Source organism: Dactylosporangium sp. NPDC051087, from assembly GCF_055586325.1.
In genome coordinates, this window is record NZ_JBVJIJ010000042.1 from 1 (window position 1) to 23,607 (window position 23,607).

At 72.2% G+C, this 23,607-nt stretch carries 22 protein-coding genes and 2 pseudogenes; 14 read left to right on the forward strand and 10 right to left on the reverse strand.

The features are described 5' to 3' along the window. Positions 1-102 precede the first annotated feature (102 nt). The 4 genes from ACZ6TV_RS48805 to ACZ6TV_RS48820 all read left to right on the forward strand — a co-directional run bounded on the left by ACZ6TV_RS48805 (position 103) and on the right by ACZ6TV_RS48820 (position 4,099). Positions 103-1,251 carry a DUF6986 family protein gene (locus tag ACZ6TV_RS48805; RefSeq protein ID WP_465307387.1) on the forward strand — a complete coding sequence of 383 codons (1,149 nt, stop codon included), beginning with the start codon at positions 103-105 and terminating at the stop codon, positions 1,249-1,251. After that, entirely contained in the window at positions 1,248-2,561 is a 1,314-nt protein-coding gene (gene allB / locus ACZ6TV_RS48810) for an allantoinase AllB (protein ID WP_465307389.1), read from the forward strand. Before ACZ6TV_RS48805 ends, allB begins: the two co-directional genes overlap by 4 nt. After that, on the forward strand, positions 2,558-3,505 hold the full coding sequence (gene alc, locus ACZ6TV_RS48815; protein WP_465307391.1) for an allantoicase: 948 nt from the start codon (positions 2,558-2,560) through the stop codon (positions 3,503-3,505). The genes allB and alc overlap by 4 nt, the downstream gene beginning before the upstream one ends. A gap of 87 nt (positions 3,506-3,592) precedes the next feature. Next, positions 3,593-4,099, forward strand: a complete 507-nt coding sequence (locus ACZ6TV_RS48820) for a flavin reductase family protein (RefSeq protein WP_465307393.1) — start codon at positions 3,593-3,595, stop codon at positions 4,097-4,099. Between the two features lie 6 nt (positions 4,100-4,105). On the opposite strand, the gene ACZ6TV_RS48825 is transcribed toward ACZ6TV_RS48820, so the two are convergent. Continuing rightward, complete coding sequence (locus ACZ6TV_RS48825) at positions 4,106-5,071, reverse strand: dipeptidase (RefSeq protein WP_465307395.1); 966 nt, start codon at positions 5,069-5,071, stop codon at positions 4,106-4,108. A gap of 66 nt (positions 5,072-5,137) precedes the next feature. Between ACZ6TV_RS48825 and ACZ6TV_RS48830 the strand changes: the two genes are divergently transcribed. Then, on the forward strand, positions 5,138-5,800 hold the full coding sequence (locus tag ACZ6TV_RS48830; RefSeq protein ID WP_465307397.1) for an SDR family NAD(P)-dependent oxidoreductase: 663 nt from the start codon (positions 5,138-5,140) through the stop codon (positions 5,798-5,800). Positions 5,801-5,808: 8 nt separating this feature from the next. Here ACZ6TV_RS48830 and ACZ6TV_RS48835 read toward each other — a convergent pair whose 3' ends face one another. Together ACZ6TV_RS48835 and ACZ6TV_RS48840 are read right to left on the reverse strand one after the other, a co-directional pair. Beyond that, positions 5,809-6,837: a hypothetical protein gene (locus ACZ6TV_RS48835; protein ID WP_465307399.1), complete on the reverse strand. Its 1,029-nt coding sequence runs from the start codon at positions 6,835-6,837 to the stop codon at positions 5,809-5,811. A 132-nt stretch (positions 6,838-6,969) separates the two neighbouring features. After that, positions 6,970-7,497 carry a type 1 glutamine amidotransferase domain-containing protein gene (locus tag ACZ6TV_RS48840; RefSeq protein ID WP_465307401.1) on the reverse strand — a complete coding sequence of 176 codons (528 nt, stop codon included), beginning with the start codon at positions 7,495-7,497 and terminating at the stop codon, positions 6,970-6,972. Positions 7,498-7,702: 205 nt separating this feature from the next. Here ACZ6TV_RS48840 and ACZ6TV_RS48845 point away from each other — a divergent pair. The 4 genes and pseudogenes from ACZ6TV_RS48845 (at position 7,703) to ACZ6TV_RS48860 (ending at position 11,471) form a co-directional block, all read left to right on the forward strand. Then, a pseudogene (locus ACZ6TV_RS48845) lies at positions 7,703-8,765 on the forward strand (IS30 family transposase). 208 nt (positions 8,766-8,973) lie between these two features. Continuing rightward, on the forward strand, positions 8,974-9,771 hold the full coding sequence (locus tag ACZ6TV_RS48850; protein ID WP_465307403.1) for a hypothetical protein: 798 nt from the start codon (positions 8,974-8,976) through the stop codon (positions 9,769-9,771). A gap of 185 nt (positions 9,772-9,956) precedes the next feature. Beyond that, on the forward strand, positions 9,957-10,607 hold the full coding sequence (locus ACZ6TV_RS48855) for a hypothetical protein (RefSeq protein WP_465307405.1): 651 nt from the start codon (positions 9,957-9,959) through the stop codon (positions 10,605-10,607). A gap of 312 nt (positions 10,608-10,919) precedes the next feature. Further along, on the forward strand, positions 10,920-11,471 hold the full coding sequence (locus ACZ6TV_RS48860) for a hypothetical protein (protein ID WP_465307407.1): 552 nt from the start codon (positions 10,920-10,922) through the stop codon (positions 11,469-11,471). A gap of 62 nt (positions 11,472-11,533) precedes the next feature. Here ACZ6TV_RS48860 and ACZ6TV_RS48865 read toward each other — a convergent pair whose 3' ends face one another. Together ACZ6TV_RS48865 and ACZ6TV_RS48870 are read right to left on the reverse strand one after the other, a co-directional pair. Further along, entirely contained in the window at positions 11,534-11,755 is a 222-nt protein-coding gene (locus tag ACZ6TV_RS48865) for an NADAR domain-containing protein (RefSeq protein WP_465307409.1), read from the reverse strand. Between the two features lie 79 nt (positions 11,756-11,834). Further along, a complete protein-coding gene (locus ACZ6TV_RS48870; RefSeq protein ID WP_465307411.1) occupies positions 11,835-12,218 on the reverse strand; it encodes a hypothetical protein in 384 nt (127 codons plus the stop codon). 248 nt (positions 12,219-12,466) lie between these two features. Between ACZ6TV_RS48870 and ACZ6TV_RS48875 the strand changes: the two genes are divergently transcribed. Further along, positions 12,467-12,772: a hypothetical protein gene (locus tag ACZ6TV_RS48875; RefSeq protein WP_465307413.1), complete on the forward strand. Its 306-nt coding sequence runs from the start codon at positions 12,467-12,469 to the stop codon at positions 12,770-12,772. A 247-nt stretch (positions 12,773-13,019) separates the two neighbouring features. Here ACZ6TV_RS48875 and ACZ6TV_RS48880 read toward each other — a convergent pair whose 3' ends face one another. The 3 genes from ACZ6TV_RS48880 to ACZ6TV_RS48890 form a co-directional block, all read right to left on the reverse strand. Continuing rightward, positions 13,020-13,790 carry a hypothetical protein gene (locus tag ACZ6TV_RS48880; RefSeq protein WP_465307415.1) on the reverse strand — a complete coding sequence of 257 codons (771 nt, stop codon included), beginning with the start codon at positions 13,788-13,790 and terminating at the stop codon, positions 13,020-13,022. Between the two features lie 184 nt (positions 13,791-13,974). Beyond that, positions 13,975-14,769 carry a hypothetical protein gene (locus ACZ6TV_RS48885; RefSeq protein WP_465307417.1) on the reverse strand — a complete coding sequence of 265 codons (795 nt, stop codon included), beginning with the start codon at positions 14,767-14,769 and terminating at the stop codon, positions 13,975-13,977. A 700-nt stretch (positions 14,770-15,469) separates the two neighbouring features. Then, positions 15,470-15,637 (reverse strand): hypothetical protein, encoded by a 168-nt coding sequence (locus tag ACZ6TV_RS48890; RefSeq protein WP_465307418.1) that lies wholly within the window; start codon positions 15,635-15,637, stop codon positions 15,470-15,472. Between the two features lie 76 nt (positions 15,638-15,713). Between ACZ6TV_RS48890 and ACZ6TV_RS48895 the strand changes: the two are divergent. The 3 genes and pseudogenes from ACZ6TV_RS48895 to ACZ6TV_RS48905 form a co-directional block, all read left to right on the forward strand. Beyond that, a pseudogene (locus ACZ6TV_RS48895) lies at positions 15,714-15,914 on the forward strand (ATP-binding cassette domain-containing protein); the annotation flags it as partial. A 19-nt stretch (positions 15,915-15,933) separates the two neighbouring features. Beyond that, complete coding sequence (locus ACZ6TV_RS48900) at positions 15,934-16,293, forward strand: hypothetical protein (RefSeq protein ID WP_465307420.1); 360 nt, start codon at positions 15,934-15,936, stop codon at positions 16,291-16,293. A gap of 12 nt (positions 16,294-16,305) precedes the next feature. Further along, the gene (locus tag ACZ6TV_RS48905) at positions 16,306-16,785 is read left to right on the forward strand and encodes a GNAT family N-acetyltransferase (RefSeq protein WP_465307422.1); all 480 of its coding nucleotides are present in this window, start codon (positions 16,306-16,308) and stop codon (positions 16,783-16,785) included. A 44-nt stretch (positions 16,786-16,829) separates the two neighbouring features. On the opposite strand, the gene ACZ6TV_RS48910 is transcribed toward ACZ6TV_RS48905, so the two are convergent. Further along, positions 16,830-17,894: a class I SAM-dependent methyltransferase gene (locus tag ACZ6TV_RS48910; protein ID WP_465307424.1), complete on the reverse strand. Its 1,065-nt coding sequence runs from the start codon at positions 17,892-17,894 to the stop codon at positions 16,830-16,832. Positions 17,895-17,989: 95 nt separating this feature from the next. Here ACZ6TV_RS48910 and ACZ6TV_RS48915 point away from each other — a divergent pair, with 95 nt between their 5' ends. After that, positions 17,990-21,220 carry an AfsR/SARP family transcriptional regulator gene (locus ACZ6TV_RS48915; RefSeq protein ID WP_465307426.1) on the forward strand — a complete coding sequence of 1,077 codons (3,231 nt, stop codon included), beginning with the start codon at positions 17,990-17,992 and terminating at the stop codon, positions 21,218-21,220. Here the strand turns inward: ACZ6TV_RS48915 and secA2 are convergent. Further along, entirely contained in the window at positions 21,207-23,534 is a 2,328-nt protein-coding gene (gene secA2, locus ACZ6TV_RS48920) for an accessory Sec system translocase SecA2 (RefSeq protein ID WP_465307428.1), read from the reverse strand. The genes ACZ6TV_RS48915 and secA2 overlap by 14 nt on opposite strands. Between the last annotated feature and the right edge of the window lie 73 nt (positions 23,535-23,607).

Below are 23,607 nucleotides of genomic sequence, written 5' to 3' on the forward strand. Positions count from 1 at the left end.
CACCATCTCCTCCACCCCCGCCATCGTCGCCGCCATCCGCGCCGCCACCGGCCTCGCGCTCAACCGCGTCCCGGTCCGGCCCGAACACCTGACGGGGACCTGATGGGACTCACCGACCTCGACCTCGAAGAGCTCGTCGCCAGCGCCGAGCACGCCGGAGTCCCCGCCCCGCCGGGGGCCGTGGGCCGGCGCCCGGTGCACACCTGTTACGTGCCCGCCGACCGCTTCACCGCCACCACGGCGGCGGACTGGGGAGCCGCCGCGCTCGCGTCGATCGCGGACGGGCTGCCGGACTTCCCTGCGTCCATTGTGGACATGGTACGGGCGAAGCTCGCGGCCGAGCCGGTCGAGGACCTCCGCGTCGACTTCGAGGACGGCTACGGGGTGCGTCCCGACGACGTGGAGGACGCCGCCGCCCTCGCCGCCGGTGCCGCACTGCGGGCCGCGCCGACACCCTTCAGCGGGCTGCGCGTCAAGAGCCTCGAACCGGCGACGGTGCTGCGCGCCGCCCGGACCCTCGACCTGTTCCTGTCCGCGCTCGGCCCGCCGCCGCCCGGCTTCGTCATCACCGTGCCGAAGCCGACGGTGGTCGCCAACGTCGACACCGCCGTCCTGCTGTGCCGGCAGCTGGAGCACGCGCACGGCCTGCAGGAGGGCCGGCTGCGCCTCGAGCTGCAGGTCGAGACGCCGCAGGCGGTCCTCGGCGCCGACGGCACGTCCCCGCTGCCCCGGATGATCATCGCCGGGCAGGGGCGGGTCAGCGGGCTGCACTACGGCACGTACGACTACAGCACCGCCCTCGGCGTCGCCCCCGCGCACCAGGCCCTCGACCACCCCGTCGCCGACCACGCGAAGTCCGTCATGCAGGTCGCGGCCGCCGGTGCCGGCGTCCACGTCGCCGACGGCTCCAGCAACATCCTCCCGGTCGGTGACGCCGCCGCCGTCGGCGCCGCCCGGCAGCTGCACGCCCGGCTGGTGCGGCGCTCCCTCGAACGCGGCATCAACCAGGGCTGGGACCTGCACCCGGGGCAGCTGCCGACCCGCTACGCGGCCACGTTCGCCTTCTACCTCGACGGGCTGCCCGAGGCCCGCCGGCGCCTCGACGCGTACCTGTCCCGCCGCGACAGCGGCATCCTCGACGAGCCCGCCACCGCCCGCGCCATCGCCCGTTTCCTGCTCCGCGGTGTCCACTGCGGGGCACTCCCGGCGTCGTCCGCAGGACGGCCCATCGAGGAGCTGGAGGCTCTGTGACGTTCACGCTGCGCTCGCGGCAGGTGTACCTCCCCGACGGGCCGCGGCCGGCGACCGTCACCGTCCACGAGGGACGGATCGCGGCGGTCGGCGACTTCGACGCCGGCTTCGACCCCGCCGCCGGCCAGGACCTCGGTGACCTCGTCCTGCTGCCGGGCCTGGTCGACACGCACGTGCACGTCAACGAGCCGGGCCGCACCGAATGGGAGGGCTTCGCGACCGCGACCCGGGCCGCGGCCGCCGGCGGCGTCACCACCCTCATCGACATGCCGCTCAACTCGCTGCCGCCGACGACGACCGTCGCCGCGCTCCGGGAGAAGCAGGCCGCGGCGACCGGCCAGTGCTTCGTCGACGTCGGCTTCTGGGGCGGCGCGATCCCCGGCAACGCCGGCGACCTGCCCGCGCTGCACGACGCCGGGGTGTTCGGCTTCAAGAGCTTCCTCGCCGACTCCGGCGTCCCCGAGTTCCCGCCGCTGGACCGCCACGGGCTCGCCGCCGCGTTCGGATCCGTCGACGCGCTGTTCGTCGTGCACGCCGAGGACCCCGGGTACCTGCACGACGCCCACGCGTCGCGCACCTACGCCGACTTCCTCGCGTCCCGCCCGCCGGCCGCCGAGGTCACCGCGATCGGCACCGCGCTCGCCGCGGCGGCGGCCGCCGGCACCCGCGTCCACATCCTGCACCTGTCGGCCGCCGACGCGCTGCCGATCCTGCGCCGGGCCGCCGCCGACGGGGTCCGGGTCACCGCCGAGACCTGCCCGCACTACCTCACCCTCGACGGGCTCGCCGTCCCCGACGGCGCCACCGAGTTCAAGTGCTGCCCGCCGATCCGCGACGCCGCCAACCAGGACGGGTTGTGGGCCGGGCTCGCCGACGGCACGATCTCGATCGTCGTGTCCGACCACTCGCCCAGTACCCCTGACCTCAAACGGCGCGAGAGCGGGGACTTCGCCGCCGCGTGGGGCGGGATCGCGTCGCTGCAGCTCGGGCTCAGCGCCGTCTGGACCGAGGCGCAGGAGCGCGGCTTCACCCTGGCCGACGTCGTGCGGTGGATGGCACAGGGCCCGGCCGACCTCGTCGGGCTGGCCCGGAAGGGGCGCATCGCGCCGGGCGCCGACGCGGACCTCGTCGCGTTCGCGCCCGACGAGCCGTTCGTCGTCGACGCGGCCGCCCTGCACCACCGGCACCCGGTCACGCCCTACGCCGGCACCGAGCTGCGCGGGGTCGTCCACCGCACCTGGCTGCGCGGGCAGCCGGTCGGCGACACCCCGCACGGGACGTTCCTACTGCGGGAGGACCAGCACCGATGACGTTCGTGGATCTGCCGGACCTGGCGTCAAGGGTGCTCGGCGGCGGTGTCGTCGACGCCAACGACGAGTTCTTCGCCGCCCGCGACAACCTGGTCAACCCGGAGCCGTCCACGTTCGAGACGTGGACGTTCGGCCCCAAAGGGAAGGTCTACGACGGCTGGGAGACCCGCCGGCGTCGCACCCCGGGCCACGACTGGGCCGTCGTGCGGCTCGGCGCCCCGGGCGCGGTGCACGGCGTCGTCGTCGACACCGCCCACTTCACCGGCAACTACCCGCCGCACGTCTCGGTCGAGGGCTGCTCGGTCCCCGGCCACCCCGCGCCCTCGGCGCTGACCGGCTGGTTCCCCCTCGTGCCGAAATCGGCGGTGCAGGGCGACACGCGCAACCTCTTCGAGGTGACCGACCACCGGCGGGTCACCCACGTGCGGCTCAACATCTTCCCCGACGGGGGCGTCGCCCGGCTGCGCGTGCACGGCGTCGTCGAACCGGACCCCGCGCTGCTGCACGGCATGACCGTCGACCTCGCGGCGCTCGAGCTCGGCGGGCTCGTCGTGGACTGCAGCAATCGCTTCTACGGCTCGGCCAACAACCTCATCCTGCCCGACCGGGCCCGGGTCATGGGCGACGGCTGGGAGACCGCCCGCCGCCGCGACGACGGCAACGACTGGGTCCTCGTGCGGCTCGCCGCGACAGGGACCATCCGGCTCGCCGAGCTCGACACCACGCACTTCAAGGGCAACGCCCCCGGCGCGGCGACGCTGCGCGGTACCGCCGACCCCACCTCGGAATCGGCGTGGTTCGATCTGCTGCCCCGCGTGGACCTCCAGCCCGACACCAGGCACCGGTTCCGCCTCGACAGCACCACCCCCGCCACCCACGTGCGGCTCGACGTCTTCCCGGACGGTGGGATGGCACGCCTGCGACTGTTCGGGGAGACCGTCTGACAGCGGTGGTTGCATCGTGTACCCGCGGGTAAGGTTCACCTGACACCGGCTGCCTTCCGGCAGGTTCCGTCGTTTCGGGGAGGACGGGTGACGGCTACCGCGATCGACTCCGGGCTGTTCCGGAGGGTGCTGCGACGTCACGCGGCGGCCGTGGTCGTGGTGACGGCGCCGGGTGATCCGCCGACCGGGTTCACCGCCACGTCGTTCACGTCCGTGTCGCTGGACCCGCCGCTGGTCTCGTTCTGCGTGGCCACCGCCGCGTCGGTGTGGCCCGCGGTCCGCGGCGCCGGGCTGGTCGCCGTGCACGTGCTCACCGCCGGTCAGGAGCCGGTCGCCCGGACGTTCGCCGCGCGGGGGATCGACCGGTATGCCGCGTTCGCCGCTGACGGCGGCACGTGGGCCGCGGGCCCCGGCGGCGTGCCGATCCTGGACGGCGTCCTGGCGGTGCTCATCTGCGAGGTCGTCAACCACGTCGAGGCCGGCGACCACGTCATCGTCGTGGCGTCGCCGGTGCACGCCGACCACCACGCCGACAGCGCCGCGACGCCGCTGGTGTACCACGACGGCACGTACACGGCGCTCGGGGCGCTGTAGCCCTTCTTAGCCTGCCGGCCAGACGGCGGCGGCGACGCGGCGGAAGTTGCCGCCCAGGATCGCGGTGACCGCGTCCGCCGGGTAGCCCTTCGCCTCCAGGGCCGCTTCCACCCGCAGCAGGCCCTCCGGCGGCATCAGCTCGATCGGGCCCCAGCGGGTGTAGCTCTCCGGGAACAGGTCCGGGTTGCCGGTCAGCTCCAGGGCGAGGTCCTCGCTGTCGAAGGAGAAGTCGCTGGCGATGCCGACGTGCTCGGGTCCCACCAGGTCCACGGCGTAGTCGATGTGCCGGACCAGCGCCTCGACGGACGCGTCGTTCGGGCCGAGGAAGATCCCGACACCGGTGATGCCGATCACCCCGCCGGTCGCGGCGCACGTCCTGGCCTGCTCGTCGGTGACGTTGCGCGGGTGGTCCCACAGGCCGCGCATCGAGGAGTGGCTGTACACCATCGGCCGCTGCGTCACCTCGGCCAGGTCGAGGCCGGTCCGGGTGCTGCAGTGCGAGCCGTCCACGACCATGCCGACGGCGTTCATCTCGCGGACCAGGTCCCGCCCGTAGGCGCTCAGCCCCTCGTCTACCTCGTCGAGACAGCCCGACCCCGCGGCGTTGCGGCGGTTGTACGTCGGCAGCATCGTCCGCACGCCCAGGTCGAAGAACTCCCGGACCCGGCCGAGGTCGCCTTCGAGCGGCCCGGAGTCCTCCAGGTCGAACGCGACCGCGATCCCGCCCTCGGCGTGCACCTTGTCGACGGCGGCGACGGTCTCGCCGAGCACCAGGTCCTCCTCACGTGCCACCCCCGCCCGGAACGCCGCGAGCAACGTGCGGACCTCGTCGCCGCCGTGCGGCGCGTACCCCACGTTGACCGACGCGAACGTGCCGCCCGGCCGCCGGTACCGCCGCAGCTCACCGAGCCTGGCGTCGACCGACAGCGGCAGGCAGGTGTGCTGCTCCCACAGGAGCCGTTCGACCGTCATACCGCGACGCTACCGGCTTGGTGGGTGCCGGTGTGCGGGCCATCGGGTCATCGTTACGCTCGGCGGATGCGGCGTGCCCTGGTGATCGGCAACAGCGACGGGATCGGTCTGGCGCTCACCCGGCGGCTCGTCGCCGAGGGGTGGAGCGTCGTCGGGGTGTCCCGCAGCCCGCACGAGGGGGTCGTGCAGCACGTCGTGGACGTGACCGCCGACGCGTTCGCCGAGGTGCTCGCCGGGATCGGGCCGGTCGACCTGTGCGTGTACGCGGCCGGCGTCGGCGAGATGTTCGACCCTTCCGACCTCGCGGCGCAGACCAGGACCCTGGAGGTCAACCTGATCGGCGCGGCCAGGACCGTCGAGGGCGTCGTCCCCGGCATGCTCGCCGCGGGCTCCGGGCACTTCATCGGGCTGTCCAGCCTCGCCGACGTCCTCATCTCCGGCGACGCGCCCGGCTACGCCGCGTCGAAGGCCGGGCTCACCGCCTACCTGCTCGGGCTGTCCGCCGCGCTGCGCCCGCGGGGAGTCGCGGTGACCGTGGTCAGGTTCGGGTTCGTCGACACGAAGATGGCCAAGGGCTCCGCGAAGCCCATGCTCGTCAGCGTCGAGCGGGCGGTGGACGTGCTCATGCAAGCGGTTCGCAGCCGCCGGCCGGTCGTGTCCTACCCGAGGAGGATGTCGGTCGCCGCCCGCACGCTCCGCCTGGTCACCAGGGCCACGCTCAAGCGCTGACCCGCTGCTCAGGCGCCGCGGTCCACCTCGTGCCGGACGGCGTCTTCGAGGCGGCGGCGCAGGTCGTACACCTGCCGCAGGACGAACCGGATCGGCAGCCCCGGCTCCACCTCGGCGCGACCGCCGTCCCGGGCCTCGCCGACGAGCCGCTCGGCGAGGCGGTCCAGCGCCGCGTCACCCTCGAACAGCAGGCGGTGGGCGCGCTCCATCGACTCCGGCGGCGGCGCCGCGGCGCGCAGGCCGGTCCAGTCGCCGTCCAGCCAGCGGTCCACGACGCCGGTGAGGACGAGCACCGCGTCGGCCCGGTCCCGCGGGTCGGCGGTGGCGGCGACGTGCGCGTCGAACCCCGCCCGCAGGCCGGTGAAGCCGAGCCCGGCGGCGAGCGCGCCGCGCGCCGCCCAGCGGACCGTCCCCGTCGAGCCCGACCAGGTCTCCCACGTGGGGCTCCACAACGCCACGTCGAACGCCTCCCGGCCGGCGTCTTCGAGCAGCGCCAGGCCGAGCAGCAGCCCACCGTTGCAGTCGGTCGACGCCCGGGTCGTGCCCCAGTCGAGGAGCCGCCGCGCCCACGCCGGGTCGCCGGTCTTCACCGCGAGGGCGGGCAGCAGCTCGGGGAACAGCCCGCGACCCTCGTGCCGGCGCAGCTCGGCGTCGATGTCGATGCCGTCGCACCGGAGGTGGACGAGCCCGAGCACCGCGGCGCACTGGACGTCCCAGTCGCCGTGCAGCGCATGGTCCCAGAGGAGGAGGGTCGCTGCCTCATGCCCGAGATACCCGACGGCGTGCAGCACCTCGGGGTTGCGTTCGTGCACGCCGAGCAGCGCATCGGCGGTGGCCGGGTCTCCGAGGCAGGCGAGCACGGGCAGCAGCGCGGTGCCCGCGGCCGGGTCTCCGAGGAACGCGGGCAGCAACGCCGCCGCGTCGGCGGGGCCACCGGAGCGCCGGACCGCCCGCACCGCGGCGCGGACCCAGACGTCGTGCTTTCCGGCCGCCCCGCGCTCATGGCGGCGGATCAGCTCCCGCGTGATCTCCAGCATCGCCCGCCGACTTTAGCCCGACCTGCCCCGCCCCGGGCCCGGACTGCGAGCCGGGGTGTCCGGGGACGAGGCTGCGGTCGGGTTGCCGCCGGTGCGGCGGCGACCGGGCGTCCTTCCCGTGCGTCGCGAGGGTCAGCGGGCGTCCGCGAGGGCCTCGACGAGCTCCTTGCAGAAGGCCGGCAGATCGGCGGGCTTGCGGCTGCTGATGAGCGGGCCGTCCACGACGATCTCCTCGTCGACCCAGGTGGCGCCGGCGTTGCGGAAGTCGGTCTGCATCGACGGCCACGAGGTCACGCGGCGGCCGGTGACACCGCCGGCCTCGATGAGGACCCAGCCGCCGTGGCAGATCACCGCGATCGGCTTGCCGGCCGAGACGAACTCCCGCACCAGATCGACCGCGGGGCGCTGCCAGCGCAACAGATCACCGTTGGCGACGCCGCCGGGTAGGACGAGGGCGGAGTAGTCGCCGGCCCGGGCGTCCGCCGCGGTCACGTCCACGTCGAACGCGTCGGCCTTGTCCATGTGGTTGTAGGCCTGGACGCGGCCGGGTTGCGGCGAGATCAGGCGGGGCGTGTGACCGGCGTGTTCGACGGCCTTCCACGGCTCGGTGAGCTCGACCTGCTCGATGCCTTCCTTGGCAACCAGAAACGCGACGTTCATCGTTGAAGTCCTCCTTCTGTGTCGCTCTCACCTGTTGCCTACCCCCTGCGAGGCCACCCAAGCGTGCTTAGGTTCTAACGGTCGTCGCAACACCTGACCCCGTTCAGGAGTTGCCGTGCCCCAGCCCCGTCGTCCGCGCAAGCCACCAGGTGCCGGTCCAGAGCAAGCGAAACGTGATCACTACCTTCGCCTCGTGGCGCAGGGCATGAACAACTCGGCAGCCTGCCGGGAAGTCGGGATCAACCGTCGCACCGGCACCCGCTGGCGATACGGCCGGACCATCACCAACGCGGACGGTGAGTCCCGGATCTACCCACCGCTCGCTGCGCCGAAGCGGGCGGTCTCGGCCCGCTACCTATCCGAGGACGAGCGCATCACTATCGCCGACGAACACCGGGCCGGCAGCTCGATCCGGCAACCGGCGACTACCACCCCTTCGCCGCCCACCAGCGTGCGGCGGCACGCCGCCCACGACCCAAGCCCGTGAAGCTGCAAACCAGTACGGAATTGCGCGAGCTCATCCAAGCGCTGCTGGACCAGCGCTGGAGCCCGGAGCAGATCTGCCGGACTCTGCCCTTGCAGCACCCCGACCGGCCAGAGCTGCGGCTCACACACGAAACGATCTACCAGGCGTTATACCGGCCTGATCGAGGCGGCGTGACTCGCAGACGCTCGCCGTTGCTGCGCACCGGCCGCACCTACCGCAAGTGTCGTCGCAGCCGCGAGCAACGCACACCGCGGTTCACCGACCGCTCGATGACTATTCACGACGGCCCCGCCACCGCTGACGACCGCACCGTGCCCGGACACTGGGAAGGCGACCTGATCATGGGCGCCCACAACCGGACAGCCATCGGCACCCTGGTCGAGCGCAGCACCCGCTACGTCGTCCTCGTCCACCTGCCGCAGGGCCGCAACGCCACACACTTTCGCGACCAGCTCATCACCGTGTTCTCCGCTCTCCCCGCGGGGCTGCGACAATCGCTGGCTTGGGCTCAGGGCGTCGAGATGGGTCGACATGCCGAGCTCACTGCCGCGGTGAGCTTCCCGGTCCACTTCTGTGACCCGGCCAGCCCGTGGCAGCGCGGCTCCAACGAAACACCAACGGCCTGCTCCGCCAGTACTTCCCCAAGAGCAGCGACCTCAGCGTGCACGCCGCCGAGAACCTGACCGCCGTGGCCGCCGAACTCAACAACCGGCCCCGAAAGATCCTCGGCTGGGACACCCCCGCCCAGCGGTTCACCAGACCGCTCACTGAAGCCGCGTGATCAGGTATCCGCTTCTGCCGATGAGCGGGTGCCGCAGCCAGGTCGACGGCCGCTGCGCTCGGCCGGGAGGACCGTGGCGAGATCTCTGAGTAGTTGACCTTGTCCGGTACGCTCCGGAGGTGACGGCACCACGATGCTCGACTGTCTCCGATCCCTCATGTCACACTCGTCCGACCCGATGCCTGACAGCCGGTCCAAGGAGTTGACAGTGTCCCGCTGGGACGATCTGCTCGGCCATGCGTTCGGTCTGCTGCTCGGCCGCCCGTTGACGGAGTTCGACCCAGCGGCGACATACGCGGTCTTCCATTACGACGACGAGACAGCCGGCGAGGCTCTCGGTGAACTCGATCCCGGCAAGCTGGTCGCTGAGGTGTCCGGGCCGTCCGAGGACCAGGGCGGCGCGTGGCTAGGCCTGGAGCGGTGGGTGCCGGACCTCGCCGGGTCGGCGTTCGTGGCGAAGAGCGTGCGGCCGGCCGCGCTCAAGGCGTTGCTCGCCACGCCGGCGGACAGTGGCCCCGCCGTGGTGTTTGGCAGAGACCTCGGCCGAGCGCTGCTCGAGGGTGCGCTGCGCCTCGACGAGCTCAGCCCCGACGCCTTCAGGCTGTACCCCGTCCTCCTGCTGCGGCCAAGGACGGACGGCTCACTCCTGGACGCGATGCGGGCAGCGACGTTCACCATGAGCGCCCCGAACGGTCTCACAGACATCGAAGGGACCCTCGCCAGGCACGGGTACGTGAAACCCGGCGCGAGTGCGGTGGACCCACGCTGGGAGCCCGTCCTGAACCAGCTCGACGATGACGCCCTGCGGCGGCATCTGCGCGGGCTGTGCCTCAGCGCGCACTGGGCACGAAGCGCCGGCGCGTACTACCTCGGCCCCGGCGAGTGCCCGGCCGACCTGCAACCGATCGCTGACCTGCCGGGCAGCACCGCCATCGCCGGCTGGGAGTTCGGCGAAGGCCAGGGCGCGACACTCGTCGTGGCTGTGAAAGATTCGCACAGCCGGTAGCGCATCAACTTGAGTTCGACCGGCAGTCCAGAGATCACCCGCGCCCCACGAGGTCGAACACACCCCTGATCATGGCTACCGCATCTGCCGATGAGCGTGCACGTGATCTTGGAGCCACCGGTTGCTGGTATCGATCGCTGCGCTGCCGTGAGCCGTGCAGCGGTGCGGCGCCGTACTATCGCCGCGTGAATATCGAGTTCACCTTCGCCCGGCCGCAGAGCTACTTTCGGAGGTACGCGGCCGCGGAGGCCAGGCATGCCGCGCTGCCGGGGGTGGTCACCGCTGGCGTGCTCGTGCTGCTCGGATATGCGATCGTGGCTTTAGTGGCTTTCGTTGACGATGTCGTCTCGATTGGGCCCTCCGTCGTCCCGACGACGATTGGGCTCTTCGTCGTCCCAACGACGTACGCGCTGTGGCGGGCATGGCGCAGTTATGCCGCGGTCATGAAGGTGCCGGAGTTCTTGTCGCTGCCACGCCAGTACCGGGTTGATGACGAAGGGCTGCATGCCAGTACCGACCTGTCAGCCGTGACGTACCGCTGGCCGCTGGTGCACATCGTTTGGGTCACGCCTGAGGCGTATGTGTTCGGAGTGCGGTATTTCGGCGTCTTCGACCTGCCTCGGGTTCCGCTGACCGAACAGCAGGACGCCGAACTCCGAGATTTCCTGACGGCGCGGGGGCTACTCCCCGCTGACGCCGGGCTGGCCGATCCTCGCAGCGAGCGGTTCCTGCCGCCGGTCAGCCGCTCCTCGTATCAGGATTCGCAGCCCTGGACGGCGGTCGATCCACGACCCGCGGACGAGCCGGCGCCAGTGGACGGCTACACCGTGCCGTAGTCAGTCAAACTGGTGGAGTACTTCGTATCGCACGCGCGGTTCGGCGAGTGGGTGCCATTCGTGAGGCGCCAGGTGAGGTGGAAGCCGTGGCGATGCGCCTCGCACCGCTGTCGAGCCGTCGTAGGTTTCGGAAGGCATCTTGCGTCCTGGCCAGTCCTCTCGATGGCTCTGACATTCACACATGCCGCGAGTGTTGCACGGCGCCAGAACCGCCGTCGTCACCGTGAGCGAAAGACCCAAGCGGCGCCGAGGCTTCCGCTCCTGCCGATGAGCGGATGTGTTGGCGGACCGGTCTGGCTGCATCATGAGGTGGTGCGCCGATGGTGGAGACATGGGTTCGACGTGGTTCTCGGCTTGGCGGTGTTCGGCGCGGTGTACGCGGCCGGCGTCGCGGTCTGGCTGCTGTTGCCGGGTGCCCGGCCGGTGCCCACACCGGTCGCGCTGATCGCGTTCGCGCAATGCTTCCCGACCCTCGGCGCTGCCTCGTTGCTACATAAACGGTACTGGCGCAGTGGAACGCCTTCGGCGTTGAGGCTGCCGGGCGCGGTTGTCCGGGGCACCCTCTTCGGTCTGCTGACCCTGGCCATGGGAGTAATTGTGCTCATTGCAGTCGCGCCGGACATGTCGACCCCGCCGGGTGCGCCCGAGATCGTGCAGGGACGCTACGTGCTGAACAACCACGGTTCTCTCACACCGGTCTCCCGGCAGGTGTACCTGCAGGCACTTGAGGGCGGCCAACTCGCCTCGGCAGTCATTTCGATGTTCTTGTGCATCGTGGCCGCCGGCATCACAGCGATGACCAGTTCACGTGTGGCGGCGCGGGTCGATCGCGCGGCAGCCGATCAACGAAGCACCAAGAACTGATCTCCGGCGGCCCGCGTACTGATCTGCCGCGGACAGCGCGTTCGCGATGGTTGCGCTCAGTGCTATCGCCGCCGTCGGCGGCCCTGGGTGTTGGCGTTCTGGGTGAGGTCGGCGCGTAGCTGGGTGCGGGTGCGCATCAAGATCCGTCCGAGCATGTTCTTGCCGGTGCCACTCCGGCCGCGTCCCCAGTAGTGGTCAGTGCTGGTGTCCTCGACGATCTCCTCGTCGCCGCTGTCCAACAGGATGGCGCGGATGTCGGCGTGGGCGGTGAACTTGGCCGTCACGGCCCGGCGCATCACGTCGTCTTTTGATCCGTTCCCAGTCGCGGCGCAGCGGCCGGGACCGGTCGCGGCCCAGGCCGGCCTATGGCTGCTGTGGGCACAACTTGTAGACCGCTTGGAGTGCTTCGACGTCGTCGTTACCCTCGCTGTAGGCGTCCGCGGCGTCTGCGATGGCGGCTTTCAACTCTGGCGTCTTCGCCTTGTCGACGATCGGCCTCAACGCGTTGCCGAGCGCCTTGTTGTAGGCGTCCTTCGCGGATTTCAGCTTGCCGGGCTCGCCCGTGCCGTAGTAACCCTTCTCCACCTCGGCCGTCACCGCCTTGATCTCCGGCGAGTCGGTCAAGTAATAGGTCAGGGTCTTACGAACCTCAGCGCACGCATCACCAGTGGTGTTTGACGCCCCGCAGCCCACAAGGAACGCCGCCACCATCACCACCACGCCGGCAAGCGCCCACCGCATCCTCATGGGCGCACATCAAACCACTGCCGTGCCAGCCAGGGTAGCTGCTCGCGCCAAATTGACCGGTAAGTCCTCCAAGATCCGGATCGGCGCCACCAGATGATCGCGGAAGCGATGCCGTCCGTAGCACCTGATCCACCAAGGACAATGTCCCGCCGCTTCGTATGCGCTGACCCATCGCCGACCACCTTGATGGAGGCGTCCGCTATGCCGCAGGTCGCGTGGCCGTCCGGTTCGCCATCGGAGGTTCGACTGTGCCGAAGCGCGGACGTTCGGCGGCGTCGCCACCCGGGAGGCGGTGCGGGCGGTCGCCGACCGCGTTGCGGCCGGTCTTCGCGCCGGTGCCCGCGGCCGCCGACTGGGGCGTCGAGGTCGCCGAGGACGTCGCCGGGATGGTGCGGCAGTGGCGCATCGAGGGTTACGCCTACTCGGACCCGGCCCGGGTGGCCGACCAAATTCTGGGCGTCGCCTCGGGCGGGGACCGGCGGTTCGGCATGGCCCTGTGCCGGGAGAGCGCCGCGGTCCTGGGCGAAGACGCCGACGGGCACCCGTGGTGCTGACCGGCGTTTCTGACACCGAAGCACAGGCCACCACCGAGCATCCCCGATCCGCGATCTTGGCATCCGGATCTGCCGCTGGTCTCGCGCGGCGCCGGCACCTTGGTCGTCACAGCGAGCGACGCGCCCCGGCGATGTCGACGCTTCCTGTCTTGCCGATGTGCGTATGCGGTCGCGCAGTCGCGTTGACGTAGAAGGCGCCCAACTCATGGAAGGCGGCTTGCGGCTGCTGGTATCGAACGTGCGGTCGTCACTCGCTGCGCCGGATCGCCGCATTGACTATCGTCTCGGCGATGCGTGCGGCATCGGCAGACAGGACGGTCCTGTCATCAGCAGGGTTGACGGTCCGGGCGGCGATGACCAGCCGCTGCAGCTGATCTCCGAGCGCTGATGCACTGGTCTGATCGAGGTCCGGGCTGAGCCATCGCAGCCATTCCGCGATGATCTCCGCCTCGTATCCATTCTGCCGTGTCTCGATCAAACTGCGATCGGACAGCAGGCGAATCGCGGCCGCAAGTCGCCGATGGGGTGCGTCGTGGCCGTCCAGCGCCAGGCCGCGCTGGTTGGCCGGGTGTATCCCGTCCCGGTCAGACGTGAGGACATCGAAAAGTGCCGGCCCGGTTCCGGGCAGCGGCATGACCTGCGCGTCAGCGCTGATGTCCAGCCCAACGTCGACTCGGGACGCGTTGCCTGGGTCGTCGACCCGGATGATCACCCGCTGTGGCCCCGTCCGTGAGATCCGCTGCGTCCACCGCCGGAGCCGCTCAACGTCACCGACGAAGATCTGGTAATCCTCCAATGCCAGGTTTCCGTCGAAGACGAGTGCTCCATGCAACGGCATCGAACCTGACCAGAACGACACCCGGGTGTGGCCGGTCTGGCCACGTGTCTTGACCGCGACGTGCCGCCCGTCGGCGTCGGCCGGGCCGTCGCCCCAGTCCAGCTCCGGCCAGCTGATCGACCCCACGACGAGTAGGCCATGGTTCGCGTACACCTCGACTGCGCCCGTCAACATCTGCAACCAGCCTCCATCCCCACGCTCGGCACGCGCAGCACCGACAGCCGTGGCCAGAACATAGCCCGAGCCGCCGATACCGCATGGTCGGGCGCGCACATCTGCCGCGTCGCGGGCGCGGTGGTCGACGTGGCCTTGACGCTGCGTAGGCACTCGTCAGACATGGGCGGCATCGTTCGAGGTTCGTGGGTCAGGCTGAGGCGTCGGTTTTCGGCACGATCGGGTCGATCGGTTGGGTGGGACTGTTTTCCGCTTCGTAGCTGTCGGCGAGGGGGAACCTGCACTCACACGTGCTGCAGGTGGCGTGGCCGAACAGGTAGGTGATGCCGTCGGCGAGAACGATGTCGCCGCCGGCGATCGCGGTGTCGTGCATCCATCGGCCGATCCCGGTCAGCTGGCCGGGTGCGGCCGGGGTGAGCGGGCGCCGGTGGACGTCGCCGTCGTTGTAGTGGCGGATCACCGCGTATTGGCCGTAGTCGCCGACGACAATCGCCAGGCGGGTGGCGCAGCCGGGGCAGTCGAGGTGGTAATGCTCGTCGGTGAAATCCAGGCTGATCGTGGCCCAGAAGGTATAGCCGGCGAAGCCGAGCGCGTCCTGCATCAACTGCACCAGCGAAGATGCCGCCGAGAGCGCCGTGGCAGTGGCCAGACGGTCCTCGGCGAGGCGGTGCAGCGCGGCCAGCACGTGCCGGCTCGCACGGACCAGGTCGTCGTGCTGGTGGTTGCGGTGCAAGCTCCGCACGATCACGGCGGCGAGATCCAACGCCCGGTCACGATCCGGCCGAGCACCGGACCGCGCGATCCCAGCCAGACCTGGCAGCGCGGCGAAACCGGCCGAACACCAGCACTCGCCTTCCACAACAAGCCGCCGTTCGAGGTCCTTCCAGACCCCGGCATCCGGCCGCCGTTCGAGCCGGCCGAGCAACCGCTCGACGAGCACGCCGGGACTACCTGAATGATCCTGCACCAACCACCAATCGATCACCGCGCCATCAAACACCGCCGAGCACAACACGTACGCCTCTGCCGCTGGTTACTCGCTGGACATGGTGGGCCGGCCAGCACGACCGTCGGGATGTTCGGCTTAATGGCACGATCGAGGCGTGACGGATCCGGCTCGTAAACTCGGCGATCTCCGCGCTTGGCTTGCAGTGACGCTTCGCCTGACACAGCGATCGCCTGGGCCCGGTGGCCTCACCGCGCTCAGCGTGCCGTCCGACCGGGAGTTGATCGAGGAAGTCCGGCGACTTCGACGGGTGGCCGACTCGTTCGGTGATACACAACCGCGTGCACGATGACATCCGCTCATGCCGCGATCCGCGCCCGCGGGCTGCGATCAGCCCGTCGCTGATGACGTTGTGACCGCATTCGCTAGGCTCGGGTTGTAGTCGTTCACCAGCAGTGTTGCGACGACCGCTGGAATCCGCCCACCCGGTGCTGCTCGGCGCGCTGCTGCTGGCCAGTGTCCCGGCGGCGTGGGCGGCCGTGCGGGCGGCCCGGCTCGCGTACCTGAGAAACCACGCCCGTACGAGCCGCCGCCGCCGGCTCTGGATGCTGTCGGACCTGATGGCGAACCGGGCCACCGCCGCGGAGCTGCGCGCGTTCACGATGCGGCCGTTCCTGCTGCGCGAGTGCGACATCATGGCCGGCGTGGAGACGGCCACCGAGCTGGACGTCGTGCGCCGTCAGACGGCGACCCGGCTCGTCGGCGGCGTGTTCTCCGGGCTCGCGACGTTCGGCGTGTACGTGGCGCTCGGCCTCCTCCTGGTCGGCCACCGGCTGCCCCTCGCCGCGGCCGGCACGGCGGTGCTCGCGCTGCAGGCGGCCCGCACCGCGCTCGCGCTCGCCGTCACCAACGTCAACCGGGTCTACGAGGAGGGCCTGTACTTCAACGACTACACCGGCTTCCTCGCCCGTGCGGGGGAGCGGATGCCGGTCGCGTCCCGCCGGGCCACGGTGGGCCCGCCGCGGAGCATCGTCGTGCGGGACGCGACCCTGCACTACGCCGAGACCGACTCCCCGGCCGTCCTCGGCGCGAGCCTGACCGTCCACCGTGGGCAGACGATCGCGCTCGTCGGTGAGAACGGGTCCGGCAAGACCAGCCTCGCGCGGCTCATCGCCGGGGCTCTACCACCCCGAGCGCGGCACTGTGTCGTGGGACGGCACCGAACTGTCCACGGTGGACCCCGAGGCCGCGTGGCGGCACGTCGCGATGGTCAGCCAGGAGTACTGGCCCTGGCCGTTCACCGCCGAACGCAACATCCTGCTCGGCACACACCAGGACGCACGCGACGGGCTGGTCGAGGCCGCCGCGCGCAGGGCCGGCGCGCCCGACCGGATCACGGTGCTCATCACGCACCGCCTCGCCAACGTCCGGCACGCCGACCACATCTACGTCCTGCACGAGGGCCGCGTCGTCGAACACGGCGGCCACCGGGACCTGCTCGCCGCCGGCGGCACCTACGCGGAGCTGTTCGCATTGCAGGCGACGGGGTACACAGCCGCCTGATACCTTCGCGGCGTGATCGACGCACAGGCCCGCAGAGCCACCGCGGCGGACGCCGAGGAGCTGATCCGGCTGCGGATCGTCATGCTGGAGGCCGTGGACGGCGTCGCGCCGGAGCCGGGGGAGTGGTCCGCGGCGTCCGTCCGGGCGCTGCGGGAGCGCCTGCCGGCGCCGGACGCCCGCACGGCGGCGTTCGTCGTGGACCGGCCAGGCGAGGCCGGACGGCTGGCGGCGTGCGCGGTCGGTGTGATCGACGAGCGGCTCGGCTCGCCCGCGAACCCCGCCAGCCTGTCCGGCTACGTCTTCAACGTGTCCACCGACAGCGGGTACCGGCGCCGCGGCTACTCCCGCGCGTGCATGACCGCGCTGCTCGACTGGTTCCGCGACAGCGGGGTCGCGCAGGTGCAGCTGCACGCGTCCAGCGAGGGTCAGGTGCTCTACCGGCGGCTCGGCTTCCGCGACTCGCAGAGCCCGTCGATGCGCGTCGCCCTGTAACACCGCACCACGACAGCTCCGGCACGCAGCCGTCCACGGTGGACTCAGTCCACGACGGACAGCCGGTAGAAGCGCCAGAAGTCGTGCTCGATCGGCAGCACCGCGCAGGTGAACCCGGCGGCCGCCGCCCACCTGGCCACCGTCGGCGCCCGCAGCGCGGTCCCGGCCGCCTCCACCGGGTGCTCCGCCATCGTCGCCGGCAGGCAGTGCAGGACGCTGAAGGCGTACTGCAGCCGCTCGATCTCACCGGCCGGCGCGGTGAACTCGTCGGCGACCTTCTCGTCCGCGATGAGCAGCACGCCGCCGGGCGCGAGCAGCCCCCGCACGGTGCGCAGCACGCCCACGGGGTCGCCCATGTCGTGCAGCGCCTCGAAGATCGTGACGAGCGCGTGGTCGCCGGCCGCGGCCGACGCGTCCTGCCGCAGGAACGTCACCCGGTCCGCGAGCCCCGCCGCCGCGGCGGCCCGCCGGGCGTCGGCGATCGACGCCTCGTCCAGGTCGATGCCGGTGACCACGGCCCGCGGGAACGCCCCGGCGAGGGCGAGCGTCGATGCGCCCGCGCCGCAGCCGAGGTCCAGGACCCGGGCCGCGGGCGCCCGCGTCAGCCGCTCCACCACGTCCGGCAGCGCCGGCAGCCACTCCTGCGCGAGGCTGTGCCGGAAACCCGGAAGGTTCATCTGCGCGATGCCGTCACGGGTGTACGCGCCGAAGTCGGCATACGGCACGCCGCCACCTGTCCGGTACGCCTCGGCGAGCGCCGGCACCGCCTGGGCGACCCCGGCGAACACGGTGACGAGCCCGACCCCCGACGCCGGGTGCGCCGGGTCGAGCAGCACGTCGGCCGACCCCTCGGGCAACCGGAAGGTGCGCTGCGCAATCGACGTGCATATGAGGTACCCGGCCGCGGCCTGCTGCTCCAGCCACTCGCGGGCGTACCGTTCGGCGATCCCGGCCTTCTCGGCGAGGACCGCGTCGGTGGCGTCGGGATGCTCGTGCAGCACCTTGTACAACCCCAGTTGGATGCCCAGGTGCACGCTGAACAGTTCGGTGCCCGCGAGGAGCTGCCCCAGGAGCCGCTCGGTCAGGTCTGCCGGCGTCGTGTCAGTCATACCTTCAAGGGTGTCCCACGCCGCTGTCGAACCGGGTACAACCTGAGTACGTGCTCTGTACGAAGGGACGGCACCGGCCTGGAGGGACCGCGACCGTGAAGCTGCACATCGGGGTCCTGGGCCCGCTGGAGGTGACCCTCGACGGCCGCCCCGTCGACGTCGCCGGCGGCCGGCAGCGCGCCGTCCTCGCCGCACTGGTGCTCAGCCACCCGGGCGTCCTGAGCGTCGACCGGCTCGCCGCCCTCGTCGTGCCCGACGCCGCCGACCGGGGCGCGGCGGGTGTCGGGGGAGCGAGGACGGGTGGTTCCGGCGTCCGGAACGCGGCCGGGGGTGGTGCGCCGCGCGACGCGGCCGGTGCCCGCAACGCGGCGCAGACGTATGTCGCGAGGCTGCGCCGGTGTCTCGGTGACGCGGCCGGATGCGTCAGGACCAGCCCGCCCGGGTACCGGCTGGACGTGCCGGCCGGCGCGGTCGACGCGGAGCGGTTCGGGGCGCTCGTGGTGCCGCGTCCCGGTGAGCCGGGGGCCGACGCCCTGGTCCGGATCGAGGAGGCGCTCGGGTTGTGGCGGGGGCCGGCGTACGTGGAGTTTCCCGACCTCGCACGGGTCGCCGCCGCCCGCCTCGGGGAGCTGCGCCGGGACGCGGAGGAGACGCGGGTGGAGCTGCTGGCGGGGCTCGGCCGGGTCGCGGAGACCGTCGCCGCGGCGTCCGCGCTCTTCGCCGCCGACCCGGGCCGCGAACGGGTGGTCCGGGCGCTCGCGTCGGCCCTGGCAGCCGCGGGCCGCACCGGCGACGCCCTCGCCGCCGTGCGGGTCCACCGTGACCGGCTCCGCGACGAGACCGGCCTCGATCCGTCGCCGGCCGTCCTCCGCCTGCAGTCGCGGCTCCTGTCCTGCTCCGGGACGACACCGCCGGATCGCCGCCGCACGTCCCTTGCGGGTATCCCGGCCGACCCTGGACCGGCGCCGCCGGATGGGGTGGCCGCGGTGTCTGCGGGTGGCCAGGACGATGTCGTCCACGTGCCGCGACCGCCGGATCGCCGCCGCACGTCCCTTGCGGGTATCCCGGCCGACCCTGGACCCCCGCCGCCGGATCGGGTGGACGCGGCGTCTGCGGGCGGCTCGGGCGACGCCGCCCACGTGCCGCAGCCGCGGGAGCCGGATCAGGTGGCGGCGGTGCGTGCGGGTGGGGAGGGCGACGTACACCTGCCGCGGGGGAGGCAGGAGCTCATCGGGCGGGACGGTGCGCTCGCCGACGTCGCCGGGCTGGTCGCTCCCGGCAGGGTCGTCACCGTGGTCGGGGCCGGCGGGGTCGGCAAGACCAGCCTCGCCAGGGCGTGTACGCCGGCGTGGTGGGTCGACCTGGCCGCGGTCGGCGACCCGGCCGCCGTCGCGCCCGCCGTCGCCGCGGCCGTCGGGCTCGTCGTCGAAGGGCGGCTCGCCGAGGCCCTCGCCGCGTGGGCCCGTGGCGCCCGCGGGCTGCTCGTCGTCGACAACTGCGAGCATCTCCTCGACGCCGTCCACGAGGTCCTCACGGGACTGTCGATCGAGGACTGTCCGGCGTTGAGCGTGCTGACCACCAGCCGGGAACGTGTCGGGCTGCCGGGCGAGCGGGTGTACGTCCTGGACCCCCTGCGCGGGCCCGACGCGGTCCGGCTGTTCACGGTGCGGGCGGCGGCCGCCGATCCGGGGTTCGCGGCGCGGGCCGGGGACGTCGCGGACCGGGTCGGCGCGGTGTGCGAGGCGCTCGACCGGTTGCCGCTGGCGATCGAGCTGGCGGCCGCCCGCGTCGGTACGCTCACCGTCGACGACCTCTCGAAACGGCTCGACGCGCGGCTCGTGCTGCTCGACGCCGGACCCCGCGGACGGCCGGCGCGGCACCAGACGCTGCGGGCGGTCGTCGACTGGTCGTGGCGGCTGCTGGGGGAGCGGGAGCGGGTCGCGTTCGCGAGGTTGCACGTGTTCGCCGCCGGGTTCGACCTCGACGCCGCGGAGGCCGTCATCGGCTACGGCGCGCTGCCGGCCGCCGAGGTCGCGCACGTCGTCGCGCTGCTCGCCGAGCGGTCCCTGCTGACCCGGCCGGGCAGCGCCGGCGTCGGGCGCTACCGCATGCTGGTCAGCCTGCGCGTGTACGCCGCCGAGCTCCTCGACCCCGCCGGGGACCGGGAACTGCGGGCGCGGCACGCCGCGTACTTCGCCGGCGTCCTGACCGCGGCCGCGGAAGGTCTTTCGGGCCCGGACGAGGCTGTCTGGGTGCCGGTCGTGGAAGCGGCGCTCGACGACGGGCGGCAGGCGTGGCAGTGGTCGCGGGTGAACGACCCGCGGACGGCGGTCCGGCTCGCCGGGGCGGTCGGCGGATTCGGGTTCTGGCACCTGCGCGCCGACCTCCTCACCTGGTCGACCCAGACCCTCCAAGAGCAGGCCGACCAGCACCCCGGGTTGCCCGCGGTGCTGGTCGGGGCGGCGTACAAGGCCTGGCTCGACGGCGACCTCGGCACCGCCGCCCGGATCGCGCGGCGGGCCGCCGACGCGGGCCATCCCGGCGCCGCCGACGTGCTCGGCGACATCGCGCTCATCCAGGGCGACCTCGACGCGGCCGGCACGCAGTACCGCCGCGCGGCCGCCGAGCTCCCCGCCGGGGCCGCCCGGGCGGTCGCGATGGCCAACGTCGCGCTGCCCCTGGCCTACCTGCAGGACCCCGCCGCCGTGCCCGCCGCGGCGGCCGGGCTCGCCGCGGCCCGGGCGACGGGCAACCCGTCGGCGGTGGCGTTCGCCCTGTTCGCGCTCGCGGAAGCACACGGCGACGGCGACCCCGCCGCCGCGATCGCCGCCCTCGACGAGTCGCTGCGGCTCGCGGGCGAGGTCGGCAACAGGTTCGTGGCGGGGGTCGCCCGCACGGCCATGGTGGCGCTGCGCGGGCGGCACGGCCCGCCGGAGCCCGCCCTCGCGCTGTTCGCCGCCGCGATCCGGCACTGGCGCACCACCGGCGGCCGGCCACTGCTCGTCATCGCGCTGCGGAACCTGGTGGTGCTCTTCGCGCGTACCGGCGACGACACCGCCGCCATCGAGCTCGCCGCGGCCCTGGACGCGCCCGCCGGGGTCTACGGCGCCGAGGCGGAACGGCTCACGCGCGCCCTGCGGGCGGTCCGGACCCGGCTCAGCGCCGAAGCGGCGGAGGCGGCCTGGCGGCGGGGAAGCGCCCGGTCCGTCGATGCGGCCGCCGAACGCGCGCTGCACCGCCTGAGCGGAGAACGCGGAACGGCCGCCGCGGCAGGTGCCGCGGCGGCCGTAGGGAACGACAGGATCAGGGGCCTCAGCCCTTCTTGACGCCCTTGCCGCTGCGGAACAGCTTCACCATGCCGGCGAAGAAACGCTCCATCTCCGAGCCGAACGGGTTGTCGCTGACCACATAGGTCCAGGTGGCGCTCGGGCGGACCAGGCCGGCGTCGGCGGGCTCCCAGTCGGGGCCGTCGATCTCCAGCTCCTCGAACTCCTTGACCACCCGGTCGTCGATCTCGGCGAGCAGGCCGCGGAAGGCGGGGATCGCCTCGCGGTGGAACTCGTCGAGCGGGTCCTGCGCGCCGAGGACCCGCAGGTGGATGCCCTCGCGCAGCTCGCTCATGTCGGCGAGGTGCTCCGACCAGGCGCTGTCGGCGTGGAAGAGGGCGATGGTGCGGGCGATGCGCAGCACCGTCTCCTCGCCCAGCTCCTCGGCCAGCTCGTTGTAGCGGTCGGGGGCCCGCTCGGCGAGCAGCTCACCGGCCGCGTCGGTGGTGAGCAGCTCCTCGCGCCGCTTGGCGTGCAGCTGGCGGTGCTGGTCGAGCAGGTAGTTGTAGCGCCAGGTGTTGCGGTGGATCTCCAGGTTGACGGTCTCCGCGACCCGCTGCGCGGAGCCGATCGCCCAGCGGACGTCCTCGTCGTCGATGGCGCCGTCGGCGTCGGCCCGGCCCATCGGCATCGGCTCGGGGCCGTAGCGCTCGATGAGCTCGTCCTCGAGGCTGACGAAGAACATCGACTCGCCGGGGTCGCCCTGCCGGCCGGCACGGCCGCGGAGCTGGTCGTCGATGCGGCGGCTGTCGTTGCGGGCGGTGCCGATGACGAACAGGCCGCCGAGGCCCTCGACCCGCTCCCGGTCCTTCTCGTCGCTGCCGCCGAGGCGGATGTCGACACCACGGCCGGTCATCTGCGTGGAGACGGTGACGGCGTTGTAGGAGCCGGCCTCCGCGACGATGCCGGCCTCCTTCTCGTCGTTCTTCGCGTTGAGCACGACGCACTCGACGCCCTCCTCGGCGAGGGTGGCGGCGAGCTGCTCGGACTCGGCGACGCTGAGCGTGCCGACGAGGACGGGACGGCCGGTGCCGTGCATCGCGACGATCTCGTTGACGACGGCGATGTCGCGCTCCTCGGCGGAGGCGTAGACGCGGTCGGGCCAGTCCTTGCGGATGTTGGGCAGGTGCGGCGGGATGACCGCGACCTCGAGCTTGTAGAACTCGCGGAGCTGGTCGCCGACGGGAAGGGCGGTGCCCGTCATGCCGCAGATCTTCTTGTACTGCGTCAGGAACGCCTGGACGGTGATCGTCTGCAGGACGGTGCCGCCGCCGCTGCTGCGGATCTTCTCCTTGGCCTCGACGGCCGCCTGGAGCCCGTCGGGCCAGCGCCGCCGCTGGGCGACCCGGCCGCGGAACTCGTCGATGAGCTCGACCTTCTCGTCGCGGACGATGTAGTCCACGTCGCGGACCAGCAGCGCCTCGGCGTGCAGCGCCAGGTTGACGGCGGTGAGGGAGTCCATCTCCTCGGCCGCGTAGAGGTCGATCCCCAGCAGCGCCTCGACCTTCGCCAGGCCCTCGGTCGTCAGGTGCACGGTGCGGCCGTCGTCGACGACGTCGTAGTCGTGGTCGCGCCGCAGGCCGCTGACGATCTCGGCGATCGCGACCGGCGAGTCCTTCTCGTCGATGGTCGAGCCGGCCAGGACCAGCGGGACCTTGGCCTCGTCGATCAGGATCGAGTCGGCCTCGTCGATGATGACCGTGCCGAACTCGCGGTGCACGCGCAGCGCCGTGTCGGTGACGATGCTGTCGCGGAGCAGGTCGAAGCCGGCCTCGCTGACCGAGACATACGTGATGTCGGCGGCATACGCCTCGCGGCGCTCCTCGGGGGTCGAGGACTCGTTGACCCAGCCGACGGTGAGGTCCAGCAGCGCATAGACCGGGCGCATCCACTCGGCGTCACGACGGGCGAGATAGTCGTTGACCGTGATGACGTGGACGGGGCCCATCGCGGCATACCCGGCGGCGGCGATCGCGGCGGTCAGGGTCTTGCCCTCACCGGTGGCCATCTCGACGACGTGACCGGCGAGGAGCACCTGGGCGCCGAGCAGCTGCACGTCATAGGGGCGCTCGTCGAGGGCCCGCTTGGCGGCCTCGCGGCCCAGCGCGCACGCCTCGACGAAGTCCTGCGGGTCGTCCCGCTGGTGCAGCGCCGTGGCGGCGGCGCGGAGCTCGTCGTCGGTGAGCTCGGACAGCTCGGCCTCGCGCTCCTCGATCAGCGGCAGAAGAGCCTGCATCGGCTCGAGGTCGATCGTGGTGCCCGGCTGCTCCTGCAGCTTGCGACGCCACGCGTTGAATTTGCTCACCAAACCCATGGCCCCCACGATACGTCCCCGCCGGGCGGACGTGTGCGCCCCATCACGCACGGCCGCCGGGGAGCGCGGGCGG